This window comes from Caballeronia sp. LP006 (assembly GCF_031450995.1).
Classification (GTDB): Bacteria; Pseudomonadota; Gammaproteobacteria; order Burkholderiales; family Burkholderiaceae; genus Caballeronia.
In genome coordinates this window covers 1181979-1200810 of sequence record NZ_JARTVW010000004.1, presented here as the reverse complement: position 1 = coordinate 1200810, position 18832 = coordinate 1181979, and the positions used below count along the sequence as shown (strand labels likewise).

Here is an 18832-nt window from a genome sequence, read left to right as displayed (position 1 = left end):
TCTTCATGTCACGTTTCGTTTCGCCCGCGCAATTGCGCACCCTGATCGCTCAACACAATGAACTCGCGGTGCTCGACGTGCGCGAAGAAGGCGTGTCGTCGAAAAAACGCCTGTTCTATTCGTCGGTCGCGCCGGTCGGACGCCTGGGTCTCGTGATCGATCGGCTCACTCCACGGCGCGGCACGCCCGTCGTTCTCGTCGATGCCGAAGGCGCCGAGGACGGCTATGCGCAACGCGCCGCCGCATTGCTTGCGCGCTGGGGCTACACGGACGTGTCGATTTTGGATGGCGGCGTGCAAGGCTGGGCGCGCGCCGGCTTCGAAGTTTTCAGCGGCACCAACGTGCCGGGCAAGGCGTTCGGCGAACTGATCGAGCATCGGCTGCATACGCCCAACATCGACGCCGAAACGCTTAAGGCGCGTCAGGATGCGGGCGACGATCTGGTCGTGCTCGACTCGCGCCCCTTCGGCGAATTCAACAACTTCAATATTCCCGGCGGCATCGACTGCGCGGGCGCGGAGTTGGTGTATCGCGCGCTCGCGGCGGCGCCTTCGCCGGATACGCTGATCGTCGTCAATTGCGCCGGGCGCACGCGCAGTATTCTCGGCGCGCAATCGCTCATCAATGCGGGCGTGCCGAATCCGGTCGCCGCACTCACGGGCGGCTCGATGGCTTGGCTGCTCTCGGGCCTCGAACTCGAACACGGCGAGATTCGCACCGCACCGCGTCCCGAAGGCGCGAGCCTCGCGACCGCGCGCGAACTTGCGGCGGCCGCCGCGCGCAAGGCGAACGTGCCCGTGATCAACGGCGAAACGCTCGCGGCGCTCGAACGCGAAAGCGGCGAGCGCACGCTGTATCGCTTCGATGTGCGCGATCCGCTCGAATACGCGGCGGGGCATCCGGCAGGCTGGCGTTCGGCGCCGGGCGGTCAACTGGTGCAGGCGACCGACGAGTACATCGCCACGCTGCATGCACGCGTGGTACTGCGCGACGACGATGGCGTGCGCGCCCGCATGACCGCGTCGTGGCTCAAGCAACTCGGCTATCTCGATGTCCGCGTGCTCGACGATGCCGCCAGCGCCGCCCTCACCCACGACGCGCTCGAAGCCGGTCCCGAGCCGTTGCGCGTGCGTCCGCATGGCGCGCGCACGCGCTGGATCGAGCCGGATCATCTGCAACGCGCGCTCGATGCCGGTCGCGCGCAAGTGATCGATATCGACGCGAGCATTGCGTATCGCAAAGGCCATGTGCCGGGCGCACGTTTCGTGGCGGCAAGCGCAGTGGAAGACCACCTGCGCTCGGGCGTTTTCAAGCGCGATGCGCCCGTCGTGCTGACTTCGGAAGATGGCTTGCTCGCCGGACTCGTCGCCGCCGAACTCGCGCCGCGCTGGCCGGAGATCGCCGCGCTCGTGGGCGGCACGGCGCGCTGGAGCGCGATTGGCTTGCCGCTCGAAACCGGCGACGCGCACAACCTGACTGGCGACGACGACGCGTGGTATAGCCCGTATCACGTCGAGAAGGAACGCGTGGCCGAGCAAATGAATGCGTACCTCGCGTGGGAGCTGCAACTGGTCGAACAGGTGGAGCGCGACGCCATTGCATCGATCGATGTGCTGGACTTCAAGACGGCCACGGACAAGCGCAGCCGCGAACGCCTGGCATCATGACTTCACCGACGATACGCCCTGTCTTCGACGGTTCGACGAGTCCCGCCGACATTCCCGGCAGCGCGCTTCACGGCGCGTTTCAGCAACCGTTGATGCTCGGCCTCTTCTTGCCGATTCAGAACGGCGGCTGGTCCATCTCGACCTTGCCGCGCTCGACCGACTGGCGCTTCGACTACAACGCGCGGCTCACGAAGACCGCGGAAGCGCTCGGCTTCGATCTGGTCTTCGGCCTCGCGCAATGGCTTGGCAAGAACGGGCATGGCGGCGCGCTCAAGTATCGTGAGCAATCGCTCGACGCGTTCATCGCGACGAGCGCGCTTGCCGCCGTCACCGAGCGCATCCTGCTGATCTCGACGGTGCATGCGCTCTATGGTCCGTGGCATCCGCTGCATCTCGCCAAGTTCGGCGCGACGCTCGACCATATCTCGGGCGGACGCTGGGGCATCAACCTGGTGACGGGTCACGTCAAAAGCGAATGGGCGATGTTCGGCCAGCCGATGATCGAGCACGACACGCGCTATGAACGCGCGGCCGAATTCGTCGCCGTGCTCGATTCGTTGTGGCGCAGCGATGCGAATCAGAACATCGATTCGCCGCACTGGCAGTTGCAGGACGCGTTCGTGAGTCCGCGACCGCGCTTTCATCGGCCGGTACTCGTGAATGCGACCGGGTCGCCCGCGGGGATTGCGTACGCGGTGCGTCACTCGGACCTGATCTTCATCACGAGCCCCGCAGGCGCGGATTTCCACGACGCCATCGGCGCCCTGCCTGCGCATACCGCGACCATTCGCGAAGAGGCCGCGCGGGTGAAACGCAACGTGCGCACGCTCATCAATCCGACCATCGTATGCCGGCCGACCGAACGCGAGGCGCGCGAGTATCGCGATGCCATCGTCGCTCACGCCGATGAAGGCGCGCTCGATGGCTTCGTCGGCCAGCACGGCCGCAGCGACGCGAAGGCGTGGGCGAATCACAAGCGCGAGCAGCGCATTCTCGGCGGCAATCTGCATCTGATCGGCTCGCCCGAGCAGATCGTCGATCAGTTGCTTGCATTGAAGCGCGCCGGTTGCGATGGCGTGCAACTCACCTTCTTCGACTTCGAACCGGACCTCGCGTATTTCGGCGAGGCCGTGTTGCCGCTTCTCGTCGATGCGGGCTTGCGACTGCCCGTGCCCGCAGCGAACTCCTTACCTCGGACGACGTCATGACCAAACATCGCCAATTGCATCTGAACACCAACATCACGGGCGTCGGGCGGCATCCCGCAGGATGGCGCACCTTGGACAACCCGCGCGCGATCATCGACTTCAAGTTCTTTAGGGAGATTGCAACGACAGCGGAGCGCGGCAAGCTCGACGCCGTGTTTCTCTCGGATGCGCTCGCCCTGCGTAATCACGCCGAAGGTCCGCAGCAATCGTTCGAACCGACGGTGCTCCTCACCGCGCTCGCGGGCGCGACCGAGCATGTCGGTCTCATCGGCACGGCATCGACCACGTTCAACGATCCGTTCAATTTGGCGCGGCGCTTCGCATCGGTCGATCACCTGAGCGGCGGGCGCGTCGCGTTCAATGCCGTGACGACCTACGACGCAGCCGCCGCCGCGAATTTCAGCTTCAACACGCCGCTTTCCACGGAAGAGCGCTATGCACGCGCGCAAGAATTCGTGGATGTGGTGACGAAGCTCTGGGATAGCTGGGAAGACGACGCGCTCGTCGCCGATCAGGCCACGGGACGTTATGCGGACCCGTCGCGCGTGCATGCCATCGAGCATCGCGGTCAGTACTTTTCGGTGCGCGGCCCGCTCAATGTGCCGCGCAGTCCGCAAGGAAGGCCCGTGCTCGTGCAGGCGGGATCGTCCGAAGGCGGACGCGCGCTTGCCGCCCGTTTCGCCGATGCGGTCTTCACCGCGCAAACCACCTTGCCGAGCGCGCAGGCGTTCTACAAGGAGATGAAGGAACGCGTGGCGCGGCATGGGCGCAACCCCGATCACTTTCTGCTGTTGCCGGGCCTGTATCCGGTGGTCGGCGGAACCGAACAGGAAGCGCGCGCGCATAAAGCCGAACTCGATGCGCTGCTCGACACCGACCGGGAAGTCGCGCGGCTGGCCGGCGCGCTCGGGCTCTCGCCGGACGATCTGCATATCGACAAGCCGCTGCCTTACGAGCGCATCGAAAAGGTCGTGCGCTCGGACTTGCCGCGCGGCTTCATCGACTCGACGGTTGCGCTTGCCAAGGCCGAAAACCTGACCGTACGCGATCTGCTCGATCGCAATCCGGGCGCGCATCGAATCATTGTCGGTACGCCCGAGCAGATTGCCAACGACATCGCGCAGTATTTCGAGGAGCGTGGCGCGGATGGCTTCAATCTCAACGCGGATGTGTTTCCGAGCGGCCTTGCGGCGTTCGTCGATCACGTCGTGCCGCTCTTGCAGCGCAAAGGCATTTTCCGCACCGATTACGAAGGCACGACCTTGCGCGAACATTATGGTTTGCCGCGTCCCGACAGCCAGTATGCAAAGAGGCGCGAGGCCGCCTGATCTTTTATCGTCCGAGCCTCTAAGGGAGTTTCATGTCTTCTACTCTGGATCAACCGACTCGCGCGCAAGAAGCGCATCGCATTCGTACCGATGCAGAAGCGCTGGAAACGGCACAACGTCTCGAACATGCGTTCGCGCAGGAAGCGTCGGAGCGAGATCGCGAGCGGCGCTTGCCGCGTAAAGAACTCGAAGCGTTCAGCGCATCGGGACTGTGGGGCATCTCGGTTCCCAAGGCATTCGGCGGCGCGGATGTTTCCGTATGGACCATCGCGCAGGTCTTCGAACATATCTCGGCAGGCGATTCATCGCTCGGCCAGATTCCGCAGAATCACTTCGCCAATCTGGAACGCCTGCGGCACGACGGCACGCCTTCGCAGCAGGCGTTTTTCTTCGAACGCGCGCTTGCAGGCGAGCGACTCGGCAATGCGACGGCCGAACCCGGCGATCGCTTGCCGGGCTCGCATGAAACACGCGTGCGGCGCACGACGCGCGGGCTCGTCGTATCGGGCAAAAAGGTGTATTCCACAGGCGCTCTCTTCGCGCACTGGATACCCGTCGCCGCGCGGGACGATGATGGCTCGCCCGTGTTCGTCTACGTGCCGCGTCATGCGCGCGGCGTCGAAGTGATCGACGACTGGTCGGGCTTCGGGCAACGCACGACTGCAAGCGGTCAGGTGCATATCGACAATGTCGAAGTGGACGCGGTGCAAGTGGTGCGTCGCGAGCCAGGCGGCGAGATCGATACGGGCAACGCGGTTTCGCAGCTGATTCATGCGGCGATCGACTTGGGTATCGGCCGTGCCGCGCTCGATGAGACGAAGCGCTTCTTGCGCACGCTTGCGCATCCGGCACGAGGAAGTGGCGCCGCACATGCCACGGACGATCCGTTCACGTTGCGCGATATCGGCAAGCTGACCGTGGACCTGCACGCTGCGCGCGCGTTGACCGAGCGCGCAGCGGTGTTGATCGAAGCGGCGCGTGTGCCCGGTTCAGCGCGTGACAAAGTGAGCGCGGCCATCGTCGCGACGGCGGAAGCCAAGATTCTCACGACCCACCTCGCGCTCGATGCATCGAACAAACTCTTCGAGCTTGCAGGCACGCAATCGACACGGGAAGAGCATAACCTCGACCGTCACTGGCGCAATGCGCGCACGCATACGTTGCATGACAGCGTGCGCTGGAAGTATCACGCGGTGGGGCAGTATGCGCTGAACGACTTGCTGTGCGATCCCTTCAGCTACGCGCATCCTTATACGGCGGTGAAGGAATGAACAAGCGGGCGTGTTCTGCGCACGCCCGCTTCAGGCATCAACGCGCGGCGACTGCTTGCGAATCGAATACCGGATTGAACTCGATATCCACCTTGATGTTGTTCTTGATATCGCCGGACTTGTAGAGCGTGTCCGCAATCTTCTGCTCGCGCGCGACGAGCGTCTTGTCGAGCGGATAAAACACGGAGCGTCCATTTTCCGCCGAGAACTTCGCTCGTGCCGGCGACTGCTTCATTTTCTCCGCATAGATCTTCTCGACGGCCGGCACGTTCTGCGCCCACCACGTCCACGAGCTCTTGAGACGTCCCAGGAAGTCACCGATGGCCTTGCTCTTCGCGGGATCGCGCAAGACATCGGTGCGGGCCGCGAACACCGAGAGCGCGGGGATATCCAGTTCGTCGCTCTTGACGATCACGCGTGCATCGCCCTTGTCGACCGCTTCCTTCACCGGACCAAAGCCGCCCGAATAAACCGACACCTGTCCCGCGTTGAAAGCGGAAGCCGACACGTTGCCATCGCCGAACTTGACCGCTTGGAAGTCCTTCGGCTTGAGATCGGCCTTCACATACGACAGCACGTATTGCAGATAATTGAAGCCGCCGAAGTTGTAGCCCCAGGTCTTGCCGCGCAGGTCCGCGAGCGTCTTCACGTTGGCTTCCTTGCGAACCACGGTGACGATAGGCGGATACGCGTTGTCCGGGTTGCGCCATCCCGCGATGATCTGCAAGGGCGCGGTCTCCGGCGTCCATGTCTGACGCGCATTCCCCTGTTCGATGATGAGCGAGGTATCGCCCATCAGACCCACGTCGAGCACTTTCGAATAGAGTGCGGACAGTTGCGCGGCGGGTCCCGTGAGCACGGCCCACTTGACCTTGTACGGCGCGCCATCCAGCACGTGCGATGCCTCGACGATCAATGGCCACGCGGCATCCTGCGTGCCGATCTGAATGGTGAGCGGCTCTTCCGCGAACGCCGAAGTCGATAAAGCGAGGAAGCCCGAAACGAAGAGTGCGGTTAAGCTTTTCTTGATGCGCATGAAGTGAGTGGTCGGTTAAGGAAAGGAATGTCAGGCCGCGTTTGCTGTCGCGGCTCGTTGTGGTTCTTCTGTCGTCACGCCGAGCGCTTCGAGCAGTTGTGTTCTGAGTGCTATGGCGTTGCCGTCCGCACGCGAGCGCGGCCGCGGAAAGTCCACGGTGAAGTCCGCGCTTATCTCGCCTTGCGACAACACGACAATGCGGTCCGACAAGAGAATGGCTTCGTCGATGTCATGCGTCACCAGCACGACCGCCGGCGTATGCGCGCGCCACAAGCGTGCGACGAGGTCGTACATGCGGATGCGGGTCAATGCATCGAGTGCGGCGAAGGGTTCATCGAGAAGCAAGAGACGCGGCTCGCGCACGAGCGCTCGGGCCAATGCGACGCGTTGCGCTTCGCCGCCCGAAAGCGTCTTTGGCCAGCCTTCCGCGTGACTTGCAAGACCCACTTCGTCGAGCGCGGCGAGTGCGTCGTTTTTTGCGGCTCCCAACCTGTCATGGCCGATGACGACGTTCTCCCACACGCGCCGCGCCGGCACGAGACGCGGTTCCTGAAACACGACGGAGCGCGCATTCGCCACGCGCACGCGTCCTTCATCGGCCTTGTCGAGGCCCGCGAGAATACGCAGTAGCGTGGTCTTGCCGGCGCCCGATGCGCCGAGCATCGATACGAATTGGCCGCGCCTTATGTTCAGCGATACGTCCTTGAGTACTGCACGTCCGCCGAAGCGACGGCTCACGCCTTGCAATTCGAGTGCGATTTCACGATGATCGCGTACGTTCTTCAAGGCATCGATATCAGGCGAATTCAAAGCGCGGCCTCCACGGAAGCGCGACATGTTCGAGACCGCGCATGATGAGATCGGTGAGAATGCCGAGCGCCGCATAAACCAGAATGCCCGCGATGATGATGTCCGCGCGCTGGTTCTGGTTCGCATTGACGAGGATGTAGCCAATGCCGTTCTGCGCGTTGATCTGCTCCGCGACGACGAGCGCAAGCAGCGCCACGGCGGACGCATAGCGCAAGCCGACGAGTATGGAAGGCAGCGCGGTCGGCAGAATGATGCGCAACGCTACTTGCCGGCTCGATAGCCCGAACACGGTGGCCGCTTCGAGCAGCTTGGGATCGACACCGCGCACGCCCGCGTAGGTGTTGAGGTACATCGGGAAGATGGTCGCGGCGAGAATGACCGCGATCTTCGCGCCCTCGCCGATACCGAACCACGTGATGAAGAGCGGAATGAGCGCGATGAATGGAATCGTGCGCAACATCTGCAAGGGCGCATCGACGACTTCTTCGCCTACGCGCCACAGTCCCGCGAACAAGCCCGCAATCAGGCCGATACCGCCGCCAATGGCAAGGCCGGTCGCCGCACGCGCAAGCGATACGCCGATAGCGCTCTGCAATTCGCCATCCGCGACGAGTTCCTTCAATGCAGCAAGGATGACGGTCGGCGGCGGCAGCGTTTCGGGCGCGATGAGTTGCAGCGACGACACGAGTTGCCACAGCACGACAATCGCAATGGGCACGCCCACGCGCAAACTGCGCGAGCGGATGAGCTTCCAGTTCAGTGTCGTGGTACGGGCACGTTCGCGTGTGGGCAGTTCGACCAGCGTCTGTGCGCCGGATGCGCGTGGCGCGGGCTGTTCGAGCGGCGTGCCCGGATCGAGCTCGAGTGTCGCCGAGGAAAAGCGAGGGGCATTCATGGGCATTCTTCGAGTGAGAAAGAGAACACCCGATACTACGTTCGTGTTTGCCCCACGCAAACCAACGGTTTGCCAGATGCTATCCAAGGATCGCGCAATATCGTTTTGCGCGCCGCTGGCTCACATTCAGACGAGATCCGTGCTGGTTTCCTCTTGCGTCACCGCATAGCGAGAACGCGGTCTTTCGAGACCAAGATGATCGCGCAACGTGCGCCCTTCATAGCCGTGTCGGAAGAGCCCGCGCCGGCGCAATTCAGGCAGCACCAGTTCAATGAAATCATTCAGCGAATCGGGCAGCAACGCCGCCATGACGTTGAAACCATCCGCCCCGTAATTGACAAAGCGCTCTTCCAGCGCATCCGCAACCTGCACCGGCGTGCCGACGATTTGCCAATGACCGCGCGCGCCCGCAATGCGCAAATAGAGCTGACGTATGGTCAGATTCTCGCGGCGCGCCAGGTCGATCATCAAGCCCTGGCGGCTCTTGCTGGCATTCGTTTCCGGCAAATCGGGAATGGGTCCGTCCAGCGGATAGCCCGAGAGATCGAAGCCGCCCGTGAGCGTCGAGACCATCGCTAGGCCGACCACGGGATCGATCAATGCCTGCAGTGCATCGAACTTTTCGCGTGCTTCTTCTTCCGTGCGTCCGACTATTGGCATGACGCCCGGCATGATCTTGAGCGATTCGGGATCACGTCCATATTGCGCCATGCGTCCCTTTACATCGGCATAGAACGCAACGGCATCTTCGAGCGTCTGCTGCGCGGTGAAGATCACTTCGGCGGTGCGCGCGGCAAGCGCCCTGCCCGCTTCAGACGATCCCGCCTGCACCACGACTGGATGACCCTGCGGCGCACGCGAAACGTTCAGCGGACCATGCACCTTGAAAAACTCGCCGCGATGGTCGAGCACGTGCCGCTTGTCGGGATCGAAATACCTGCCCGATGTTTTGTCGCGCACGAAGGCGTCGTCGTCCCAGCTATCCCACAGGCCCGTCACCACTTCGGCGAATTCCTCCGCGCGTTCGTAACGGTGTGCATGCGCGAGATGCTGATCGAGATTGAAGTTGCGCGCTTCATGCTCGCTCGACGAAGTGACGAGGTTCCAGCCCGCGCGGCCGCCGCTGATGTGATCCAGCGACGCGAACTTGCGCGCGATGTGATAAGGCTCGTTGAACGATGTCGATGCCGTACCGACCAACCCGATGCGCTCGGTCACGGCCGCGAGCGCGGACAACAGCGTAAGCGGCTCGAACTGCGCGACATAGCTGTGCGCGGTGCGGCTCAGGAACGCGGCATCGTCGCCGCGCGTGCCGGAGCCATCGGCGAGAAAGACGAGATCGAAGCTCGCCGCTTCCGCTGCCTGCGCGAGCGCTGTGTAATGCTTGAAGTTGACGCCGGCATCCGCGACGGCATGCGGATGACGCCACGCGGCAATGTGATGTCCCGTCGGATAAAGAAACGCGCCCAGGCGCAGTTGTCCGCTTCGTTTTGCCATGGCGTCGTCGATCAGTTGAGTGCGACAGCGGCCGCGGCACCCACCGGCGAGCCTTCGATTGCCACCGATGATTGACCGTCCGGTCCCACTGGAATATCGCCGACAAGCGTCGTGCGATATAGCTGTCGATCGAAATCCAGATCGAAGATATCGGTCGGCGCGAGATGCGCGGTCGTGCGGTTATCCCAGAACGCGATGCTGCCCGGCTCCCACTTGAAGCGCACGGTGAATTCCGGCCGCGTCACGTGTTCCCACAGCAGTTCGAGCAACGCCTGACTCTCGCGCGGCGCAAGACCCGCGATGTGCTTGAGAAAGCTCGGGCTTACATACAGCGCGCGTTCGCCGGTTTCAGGATGCACACGCACGAGCGGATGCTCGCTCACGAGCGTGTGCTGGTCGACCGCTTTCGCGAAAGCATCGGTGCCGGCGGCGCCTTGCGGCGGTGCGAAGCGATGCACGCCACGCAAGCCATCGACGAATGCGCGCAGCGGCGCCGAGAGCTTTTGGTACGCGGCCACGAGGTTGGTCCATTGCGTATCGCCGCCATACGGCGGAATGGTCACGCCGCGCAAGATGGATGCATACGGCGGATTCACGGCAGCGGTGACATCCGTATGCCAACCGGTCCACGGACGCAACACCGACTGCCCTTCGAAGCGCGTGGCCTTGCGGAACTTGGAGATCGAATAAATCTCGGGATGCCCGTCCACGTGACCGAAGACAGGGTGGCCCACCGTCAATTCGCCGAACTGCGCGGAAAACGCGACATGCTGTTCATGACTCAGAAATTGCTCGCGAAAGAACACCACGCGCCACTTCAGAAGCGCGTCGCGAATGGCCTTGACCTCGTCCTTCGACAAGGGCCGCGTAAGATCGACACCGCTGATCTCCGCACCGATATGCGCGGACAACGGCTTCACTTCGACACGCGCTGCGTGTTCGATGACGGCTGCGTTCATATGCCTGTCTCCTGATTGATGTTGATGCCGGCGCGGATGCTCGCGTCAACTGCCTTGCGCGTTTGCATCGTCCACGAAAAAGTAGTCGCGCCAGGACTTCGGTTCATGATGAATCACGCCTACGCGATAAAGAAAAGCGCCTAATTGCAGTGTGTTTTGCGGCGTCGTCGTGAAGCTCACGTCTTTGTCGTCGAGAATGCGTGCGACGAAATCGGGCGTGAGTTTCGACTCGTCCTGACGAAGATAGATGGCTGCGGCCTGTTGCTTGTCGCTCGTAATGAGCTTTGCGGCATCGACAAGTGCGGCGCGTACGGCTGCATAGGTCTTCGGATTGTCCTTGCGCCATTTCTCCGATGTCACGACCACGCTGCCCGTCGATGGACCGCCGAGAATGTCGGTCGAGCTGATGACCTTGTGGATCTTCGGATCGTCGAGCTCCTGATACTGATACGGCGCGTTCGAGAAATGCAGGTTGATGACCGAGTTGCCCGAGAGCATCGCGGTGGTTGCATCGGCATGCGGCATGTTCACTTCGAAGCGGTCGAGTTGCGCGTAGTTCGCATCGCCGTATGCCTTGGCCGATGCCATCTGCAACAGCCTGCCCTGCTGCGAGACCGCGACGGAAACCACCGCGATGCGGTCCTTCTCGCCGATATCCTTGATGCTGCGAATGCGGGGGTCGTTCGAAACGAGCACGACCGGAACCGAGCTTTGCGCCGCGATTGCACGGAAATTCTGGTGACCTTGCGTGCGGTCCCAGATCGTCATGAGCGGTCCGATGCCGAGCGTGGCGATATCCGCCGCACGCGAAAGCAGCGCTTCGTTCACGGCCGCGCCGCCGGAGAGCGTGTGCCATTCCACGTCGATCTTGATTCCGGCGCGCTCGCCTTCCTTCTCGATGAGCTTCTGGTCCTTTACGACCTTCAGCAGCAGCGAGCCGATGCCGTATTGGTCGGCGACTTTCACTTCGCCCTCAGCATGCGCGCATTCGAAGGGAAGCGCGATCGATGCGATCAGCGCGAGCGCGGCCATGCTGCGATTGCTTGAGCCTTTGATCGTCATGCGGGATTTTTGCCGTGGATTCGTCGCGCCAAGACGATGAAATGTACAAGCCGTCTCGTCACGCGCGAACCAAGAAAACGCCATACGGTTATCTCCGTGCGAGATAAGGTGCGCGGCACGGCACTTGCACATGCTTACTGAATATCCTTAGCGCAAATCATGCGTTCCGATACGCACGTTCGCTGGCTATCATGTTTAGTCTGTCGGCTCGCCGTAAAACGAACGCGCGCGCTGCTTTACCTTTCATGGAGCGTTCACCTTGACTCGAAACACCTCATCGCGTCAGCCGCTGGTCGTCGGTATCGGCGGAACGACGCGGCCGGCATCGTCGACCGAGCGTGCGCTGGCTTTTTCGCTGCGCGGCGCACAGGAATCCGGCGCGCGCGTGCAGTTGTTCGGCGGCGCGTTCCTGCATAGCCTGCCGCACTACGCGCCTGAGCATCGCAATCTGACCGACGAGCAGCACGAACTCGTCGAGGCGGTGCGTATCGCCGACGCAGTGATCATCGCGACGCCGGGCTATCACGGCGGCATCTCGGGGCTGGTCAAGAACGCGCTGGATACGCTGGAAGAGCTGCGTGAGGACGAACGCCCTTATCTGGATGGGCGCGCAGTCGGCAGCATCGTGACCGCTTACGGATGGCAGGCAGCAGGCACCGTGCTGACGTCGCTGCGTTCGATCGTGCACGCGTTGCGCGGCTGGCCGACGCCCTTCGGTGCGACCGTCAACACGCTTGAAACGCGTTTCGAAAGCGCCGATACATGCTCCGACCCGAAGGTCGTCGAGCAGCTGCGCACCGTGGGCCGTCAAGCATCGAGCTTTGCGCTCGCATTCGCCGCACACGATAGCGACGCTTATCACGATGTCGAACGACGCGTGGCCGTCGCGCAGAGTTAAACTACCTCGCTTTAACGAAAAAGCCTTCGCCATGAGTGGCGAAGGCTTTTTTTCATGGGCGCTACGGCTTGTTCGCGATCACTATCACTATCACTAAGCCGATTCGGGCCATCCACCGAACTTGGCGATCTCGTCCAGCGCAAGGCGTGCACGTGGCGCCTGCTCACGTTCGGCAAGCGCTTCGGGCAACGCCTCTGCCTCGCCATGATGCGCGATGGAGATCATGCTCAAAGCCTGATAGCGCTCGGGAATGGCGAAGGTATCGCGCAATTTCGCTGCATCGAAGCCGCCCATCGCATGCGCGGCGAGGCCGAGTGCATGCGCCTGCAACAATACGGCAAGACCCGCGGCGCCCGCGTCGTAACTCGCGCTTGGATTGATGGTGCCTTTGGCCGTGAGCGTGTCCGCAAGAACGGCGATGAGCACCTGCGCATGCGCGTTCCACGACTGATTGAACGGCACGAGCGTGGCGAATGCGCGCTCGAACGCCGCTGCATCTTGCCCCTTCTCGAACACCATGAAACGCCACGGTTGAACGTTATAAGCGGACGGCGCCCAGCGTGCGGCTTCCAGAACCGCGACTACCTGTTCATGCGCTACGGGCTGCTCTGCATACGCGCGCGGACTCCAGCGCCCTGCAAGCAGCGGATGAATGTCGATATCGGTTGGAGCGGGACGATGTGTCATGCGTTTATCTTCGATGGATATGACCATGCTTCATATGCGAAGCTTGGCAGTCAAGGGAATGCATCAAGTGTCGCCGATGCGCGCGGCATGGACAAGTCGCTTCAGGCGTTCATCTGTTCGAGATGCGCGAGCAGCTTCGTCACCATCCACACGACGGTAAGTCCAAGCAACACGAAGAACGCTGCAAGGGGCGCGAGGATATGGACCGATACGAAGCCCGCGAGTCCCATCATCACCGCCGATACGAGCAGCAATGCGCAACCGAGTATCGCGCTCGTCAATCCAGCAATGTGGGGAAACAGCGAGTTGCCCTTGGCCATCAATGTCGGATACATGGCGCCTGCGCAGAAGCCCATTACGAGGACCGGTAGCGCAAGCGTCCACACTTGCAGACCTATCGTCAACGAAAGCAATAGCATCACGATGGATGCGCCCGCCATGATCCGCGAGCCATACTTGAGCCGTTGTTCTGCTGTCGGCAGACGCAGGCTATGAATACGGTTGGACAGGCCGCCGAGAAAGTACATCAAGCCGATGCCAAGCGCGAGGTAACCGAAGTAAGTCGGCGGCTTATGCAACGTGTTCTGCACCATGAAAGGCCCGACGATGTTGAACACGAGCAGAATGCTGTAGCACAGTCCTTGTGCAAGAAAGCAGCTCTGAAAAACCGGGCTCGACAAGACCTTGCCCGTGTTCGCGACGAGCGTACGCAATTCGAGTCGAACAGGCTTGGGTAATGTCTCGCGATAACGCCACACGAGCACCCACATGACGATCGAATACACGAGCAGAAACACGAGACAGGCCTTCCAGCCGAACCACTCCTGCAAGTGCGCACCGATCACGGGCGCAATGATCGGCGCGAGTCCCCAAGCAATCGACATGTAGGTGAATGCGTGCAGCAGCGCCTGGCCTTTGAATGAATCGGTGATGATCGCCTTGGCGAGCAGATTGGTGGCCGCAATGCCGAAGCCCTGCAGACAGCGCGCCAACAGGAATGTCTCGAGGCTCGGCGCGACGAGTGACAGCAGACAGCCTACCGTATAGACGACGAGTCCGAAGGCCAGCACTGGCTTGCGGCCGTATGCGTCCGCTATCGGACCAAAAACGAGTTGGCCTAGCGCATAAGCGGCCATGTAACTGGATACGCTCGACTGGATCGCTTGCGGCGAGGTATCGAAGAAACGCGCCATCGCGGGCAGCGCGGGAACATAGATGTCGATTGCGAGCTGCCCTGCCGAAGCGAACAGGCATACGAGAAACAAGAGATAGCGCGGCGAATTCGATACGCGCGCGACGGTACTGGTGCGGCTGGGAATGTCGGATGGCATGGAGGCGTCGGGAAGCGGGTGGCGATGTGCGATGGCATCGCAACGTATTGTGCCTGCATGAGCGGGATTTGGCGTAAATGTCCACTGCTCGTGCGGGGATTGGTACGATCTCACGTTCGAGACCATGAATGCAGCACTGAGGAGAAAGGAGCAAAAAATGCTTGAATTACGGCCCGGTTGCGAATGTTGCGACAAGAACTTGTCGCCCGCTTCATCGGAGGCATTCATCTGCTCGTTCGAATGCACATTTTGCAGCGACTGCACCGAGCAAGTGCTAAAGGGCACGTGTCCGAACTGCGGCGGTGAACTGGTGAAGCGTCCGCGACGACCGGCGGAGAAACTGGAGAAGAACCCGGCATCGACGAAACGAGTCTTTAATCCAGCGTGCCGTTGATTAGTTCGGATGCCGTATAAAATCGAGTTTGACGGTCAAAACTTGACCTTGATCTGAAAGCCGAGCGTGAACGGCAAGTCGCTCGAAGGAATGGGCGGAATGAGGATGATGTTCGCGCCCACGCGCTTATAGTCCACCATGATGAGCGGCGCGGCCACGGGGCCAAGCGTGTGATTGTGGCCAATACCCCAGCGGCCGTAGTCATAACCGGAGATCAAGCCACCCATGGCTGCGAGCCGCACGAAGCCCCAGTGAAGGAACTCGGGCGCCCAGACCCCGCCGCCGTAAAACGAAGGCTTCGAGAGCGAGTTGCGGAAATAGCCGCCGGTTAATGCCCATTGCGGCGAGACCCAGCATTCCACGCCAATGCCGGGATTGAACTGCTCGAAGTGCTTATCGGGATGAACGTGATGCGAGCCGATCATCGCATCGATCCAAACGCCGTCAGAGCACAGCGCGGCGTGCGCCGACGGCGTCCAAGATACCGTGATGGCAGCGAGCGCCGCCGCACACGCGGCGCGAGCGAATCGGAAACAGAGTGGCCATGAGCGCATGATTTAGGCGTCTTATTTTCGAGATGAAGGTCGTCGCGAACTCTACCTGATCGTGCCATTTTCGTGTGATGAACTGACACGCACGTGACGAATGCGCACTTTTCTGTTTCGGAGGAAACTCGTTTTTCGCGCGTCGAGGAGATACAGTCGATGAAAGTTTGGAAAAGCTTGCAATGCGTCGCGCTATTCGCGTTGATCGCAACGAGTGGATGCACGCCGCTTGCCGTCGTCACGCACAGTGTGTCCGCGAATGAATCGAGCGTGCCGCCCGGGATTTATCAGTTGGATGCGCATCACTGGAATGTGAGCTTCGACGTCGATCATCTTCATTATTCGCGCTTTGTCATGCGTTTCGACAAGACGGCCGGACAGCTCGACTGGAGCGCGGATGGCATGACGGGGAGCACGGTGCATGTGACTATCGACGCCGCGAGCGTCAATACGAATGTGCCGTTGCTCGACCGGATGGTGAAGGGCCCCGACATGTTCGATGTCGCGCGTTATCCGAACATCGAATTCGTCAGCACCGGCTTCACGCGTACGGGCAACGACAAGGGCACACTGGCAGGCAATCTCACGATTCGCGGAACGACACGACCCGTCACTCTGGATGTCACGTTCAACGGGCATTCGGTCGATCCACTGACCAAGCTGGAAACGTTAGGCTTCTCGGCCGACGGTCATTTCAGCCGCGCGCAGTTCGGACTGACGACGTGGTATCCGGCAGTCGGCGACGATGTTCACGTCGCCATTCAGGCCGAGTTCGCAAAAGAGAAGCAGTGAAGCGCTGATCCTTACGCCGCGGTCCAGTCGAGCACGACCTTGCCGCTGTTGCCCGAAAGCATGGTGTCAAACGCGCGCTGGTAGTCGTCGACGGGGAATGTATGCGTGAGGATCGGCGAAAGATCGAGGCCACTTTGCAGCATAGCGACCATCTTGTACCAAGTCTCGAACATTTCACGCCCGTAAATGCCTTTGATCTCAAGACCCTTGAAGATAACCTGATTCCAGTCGATCGCAGTTTGCGCGGGTGGAATGCCGAGCAGAGCGACTTTGCCGCCGTGGTTCATCGCTTCCAGCATGGCGGTGAAAGCGCTCGGTACGCCGGACATTTCCAGGCCGACGTCAAACCCCTCGGTCATGCCGAGTTCTTGCATGACATCGCGCAAATTTTCGTTGGAAACGTTGACCGCTCGCGTTGCACCCATCTTGCGGGCAAGTTCGAGACGATATTGGTTGACGTCCGTAATGACGACATTACGCGCTCCGACGTGCTGCGCAATGGCGGCGGCCATTACACCGATGGGTCCGGCGCCGGTAATCAGCACGTCTTCGCCGACAAGGTTGAACGAAAGGGCAGTGTGCGTCGCATTGCCGAAGGGGTCGAAGATCACGGCGAGGTCGTCGGAGATATCGGGCGGAATTTTGAACGCGTTGAAGGCAGGAATCACGAGGTATTCGGCAAACGCGCCTTCGCGATTCACGCCGACGCCAACGGTGTTGCGACACAAGTGACGGCGACCTGCGCGGCAATTGCGGCAGAATCCGCATGTGATGTGACCTTCGCCGGAAACGCGATCGCCGAGGGCAAAGCCGCGGACTTCCTGTCCCATCTCGACGATCTCACCGACATATTCATGGCCGACGTGCATCGGCACCGGTATCGTCTTCTGCGCCCAGTCATCCCACTTCCAGATGTGGATATCAGTACCGCAAATTGCAGTCTTGCGGATGCGGATGAGGACATCGTTATGTCCGACCTCCGGCCGCTTGACGTGAGTCAAGGTAAGACCGGGGGCGCATTCGAGTTTGGCGAGTGCTTTCATTGTTGGTGTTCCGGGCGGTTGTGTCGCGGCGCTGCTTGTGACCGCGCCGTGCATCTAAAGGTCGGGGGACGTGTCCTGACTTTATGCGCATAAAGGACCCTGCGAAGCGTGAGTCCTAACGGATCACACCAAGCGAGCGGCCCACGCGCGCGAATGCATCGACTGCGCGGTCGATGTGTTCGGCGGTGTGGGCGGCGCTCATCTGCGTGCGGATGCGCGCGCGGCCCCTGGGCACGACAGGGTATGAAAAACCGATCACATAAACGTCTTCGTCGAGAAGCGCGTCGGCCATCTTCGAAGCAAGTTGGGCATCGCCAAGCATGACGGGAATGATCGGATGCTCGCCGGGCACTAGATCGAAACCTAAAGCGGTCATCGCTTGCCGAAACCGCGCGCCGTTTTCGCGAACGCGTCGCCGGAGCGCGGCGCCTTCATCGCTATCCAGCAACTCAAGCACTTTCAGCGACGCAGCCGCAATGCTCGGCGCAAGCGTGTTCGAGAACAGATACGGCCGGCTGCGCTGCCGCAACAAGTCGATGATCTCCTGATGCGCAGCCACATATCCGCCTGACGCACCACCGAGCGCCTTGCCGAGCGTACCCGTGATGATGTCGATTCGATCGAGCACGCCGCAATACTCGGGCGTCCCGCGTCCGTTCTCCCCGATGAATCCAACGGCATGCGAGTCGTCGACCATGACCAGCGCGCCGTAGCGTTCAGCCAGATCGCAGATGCCAGCGAGATTGGCGATGATGCCGTCCATCGAGAACACGCCGTCAGTTGCAATCAATTTGAAGCGGGCGCCGGCTGCATCGGCTTCCTTCAAGCGCGCTTCGAGGTCTACAAGATCGTTGTTCTTGTAGCGCAAGCGTTTTGCCCTGGAAAGACGCACGCCATCGATGATGCTCGCGTGGTTCAACTCGTCGCTGATGATTGCATCGTCCTCGGTCAGCAACGTCTCGAAGAGCCCGCCGTTTGCGTCAAAACAGCTTGAGTAAAGAATGGCGTCGTCGGAGTGGAGAAACTTCGCGGCTTGTTGTTCGAGCGCTTTGTGGACTGTTTGTGTTCCGCAAATAAAGCGAACGGATGCCATGCCAAAGCCATCTGCTTCAAGTCCGGCTTTTGCGGCTTCGACCAAGCGAGCGTCGTTCGCAAGACCGAGATAATTGTTCGCGCAAAAATTGAGGACGGTGCTCCCGTTGGCAAGGCGGATCTCCGAGGATTGCGAGCTAGCGATGACCCGCTCGCTTTTGTAAAACCCGGCGGCGCGAATCTCGTTAAGCGTAGTTCGCAAATGGGAGAGGTATCGGTCTTTCATCGGCATCTTTCCAGTATCCGGCTGTTTAGGAGTCGATGCGGACCAGCCAGGCTCGGCCACACCTTTAGCCCTGTTATAGTTCATTCATTGC

18 protein-coding genes are annotated in these 18832 nt (G+C 61.2%); 7 read left to right on the top strand and 11 right to left on the bottom strand.

Translation table 11 applies throughout. The features are described 5' to 3' along the window. Positions 1-5: 5 nt before the first annotated feature. From P9250_RS15515 to P9250_RS15500, 4 genes are read left to right on the top strand one after another with little or no spacing between them, the layout of a single operon-like run. Positions 6-1667 (top strand): rhodanese-like domain-containing protein, encoded by a 1662-nt coding sequence (locus P9250_RS15515; protein WP_310393903.1) that lies wholly within the window; start codon positions 6-8, stop codon positions 1665-1667. Further along, positions 1664-2875, top strand: a complete 1212-nt coding sequence (locus P9250_RS15510; RefSeq protein ID WP_310393901.1) for an LLM class flavin-dependent oxidoreductase — start codon at positions 1664-1666, stop codon at positions 2873-2875. Before P9250_RS15515 ends, P9250_RS15510 begins: the two co-directional genes overlap by 4 nt. Continuing rightward, the gene (locus P9250_RS15505) at positions 2872-4203 is read left to right on the top strand and encodes an LLM class flavin-dependent oxidoreductase (protein ID WP_310393899.1); all 1332 of its coding nucleotides are present in this window, start codon (positions 2872-2874) and stop codon (positions 4201-4203) included. The genes P9250_RS15510 and P9250_RS15505 overlap by 4 nt, the downstream gene beginning before the upstream one ends. Before the next feature lie 32 nt (positions 4204-4235). Then, complete coding sequence (locus tag P9250_RS15500; RefSeq protein WP_310393897.1) at positions 4236-5474, top strand: SfnB family sulfur acquisition oxidoreductase; 1239 nt, start codon at positions 4236-4238, stop codon at positions 5472-5474. A gap of 37 nt (positions 5475-5511) precedes the next feature. Here the strand turns inward: P9250_RS15500 and P9250_RS15495 are convergent, their stop codons facing one another. From P9250_RS15495 to P9250_RS15470, 6 genes are all read right to left on the bottom strand, one after another. Continuing rightward, the gene (locus P9250_RS15495; protein ID WP_310393894.1) at positions 5512-6510 is read right to left on the bottom strand and encodes an ABC transporter substrate-binding protein; all 999 of its coding nucleotides are present in this window, start codon (positions 6508-6510) and stop codon (positions 5512-5514) included. Between the two features lie 30 nt (positions 6511-6540). Next, complete coding sequence (locus P9250_RS15490) at positions 6541-7320, bottom strand: ABC transporter ATP-binding protein (RefSeq protein WP_310393892.1); 780 nt, start codon at positions 7318-7320, stop codon at positions 6541-6543. Next, positions 7307-8215: an ABC transporter permease gene (locus tag P9250_RS15485; RefSeq protein ID WP_310393890.1), complete on the bottom strand. Its 909-nt coding sequence runs from the start codon at positions 8213-8215 to the stop codon at positions 7307-7309. The genes P9250_RS15490 and P9250_RS15485 overlap by 14 nt, the downstream gene beginning before the upstream one ends. 126 nt (positions 8216-8341) lie before the next feature. Then, complete coding sequence (locus P9250_RS15480) at positions 8342-9712, bottom strand: LLM class flavin-dependent oxidoreductase (RefSeq protein WP_250493014.1); 1371 nt, start codon at positions 9710-9712, stop codon at positions 8342-8344. Positions 9713-9723: 11 nt separating this feature from the next. Next, positions 9724-10671: a TauD/TfdA family dioxygenase gene (locus tag P9250_RS15475; protein WP_250466345.1), complete on the bottom strand. Its 948-nt coding sequence runs from the start codon at positions 10669-10671 to the stop codon at positions 9724-9726. A 45-nt stretch (positions 10672-10716) separates the two neighbouring features. Then, a complete protein-coding gene (locus P9250_RS15470) occupies positions 10717-11733 on the bottom strand; it encodes an ABC transporter substrate-binding protein (RefSeq protein WP_310393886.1) in 1017 nt (338 codons plus the stop codon). Between the two features lie 259 nt (positions 11734-11992). Here P9250_RS15470 and P9250_RS15465 point away from each other — a divergent pair, with 259 nt between their 5' ends. Further along, positions 11993-12631, top strand: coding sequence for an NAD(P)H-dependent oxidoreductase (locus P9250_RS15465; RefSeq protein ID WP_310393884.1), 639 nt, complete (start codon positions 11993-11995; stop codon positions 12629-12631). Between the two features lie 93 nt (positions 12632-12724). On the opposite strand, the gene P9250_RS15460 is transcribed toward P9250_RS15465, so the two are convergent. Beyond that, positions 12725-13318, bottom strand: coding sequence for a nitroreductase family protein (locus P9250_RS15460; protein ID WP_250466351.1), 594 nt, complete (start codon positions 13316-13318; stop codon positions 12725-12727). 101 nt (positions 13319-13419) lie between these two features. Beyond that, the gene (locus P9250_RS15455) at positions 13420-14649 is read right to left on the bottom strand and encodes a multidrug effflux MFS transporter (RefSeq protein WP_244828984.1); all 1230 of its coding nucleotides are present in this window, start codon (positions 14647-14649) and stop codon (positions 13420-13422) included. A 157-nt stretch (positions 14650-14806) separates the two neighbouring features. Between P9250_RS15455 and P9250_RS15450 the strand changes: the two genes are divergently transcribed. Next, positions 14807-15043 carry a DUF1272 domain-containing protein gene (locus P9250_RS15450; protein WP_310393882.1) on the top strand — a complete coding sequence of 79 codons (237 nt, stop codon included), beginning with the start codon at positions 14807-14809 and terminating at the stop codon, positions 15041-15043. A 35-nt stretch (positions 15044-15078) separates the two neighbouring features. Here P9250_RS15450 and P9250_RS15445 read toward each other — a convergent pair whose 3' ends face one another. Then, positions 15079-15597, bottom strand: a complete 519-nt coding sequence (locus P9250_RS15445) for a hypothetical protein (protein ID WP_310393880.1) — start codon at positions 15595-15597, stop codon at positions 15079-15081. 150 nt (positions 15598-15747) lie between these two features. On the opposite strand from P9250_RS15445, the gene P9250_RS15440 reads away from it, so the two are divergent. After that, a complete protein-coding gene (locus tag P9250_RS15440) occupies positions 15748-16380 on the top strand; it encodes a YceI family protein (RefSeq protein ID WP_310393878.1) in 633 nt (210 codons plus the stop codon). Between the two features lie 11 nt (positions 16381-16391). Here the strand turns inward: P9250_RS15440 and tdh are convergent, their stop codons facing one another. Next, the gene (tdh, locus tag P9250_RS15435; RefSeq protein ID WP_310393876.1) at positions 16392-17423 is read right to left on the bottom strand and encodes an L-threonine 3-dehydrogenase; all 1032 of its coding nucleotides are present in this window, start codon (positions 17421-17423) and stop codon (positions 16392-16394) included. A 115-nt stretch (positions 17424-17538) separates the two neighbouring features. Then, on the bottom strand, positions 17539-18741 hold the full coding sequence (locus tag P9250_RS15430) for a glycine C-acetyltransferase (RefSeq protein ID WP_310393874.1): 1203 nt from the start codon (positions 18739-18741) through the stop codon (positions 17539-17541). Between the last annotated feature and the right edge of the window lie 91 nt (positions 18742-18832).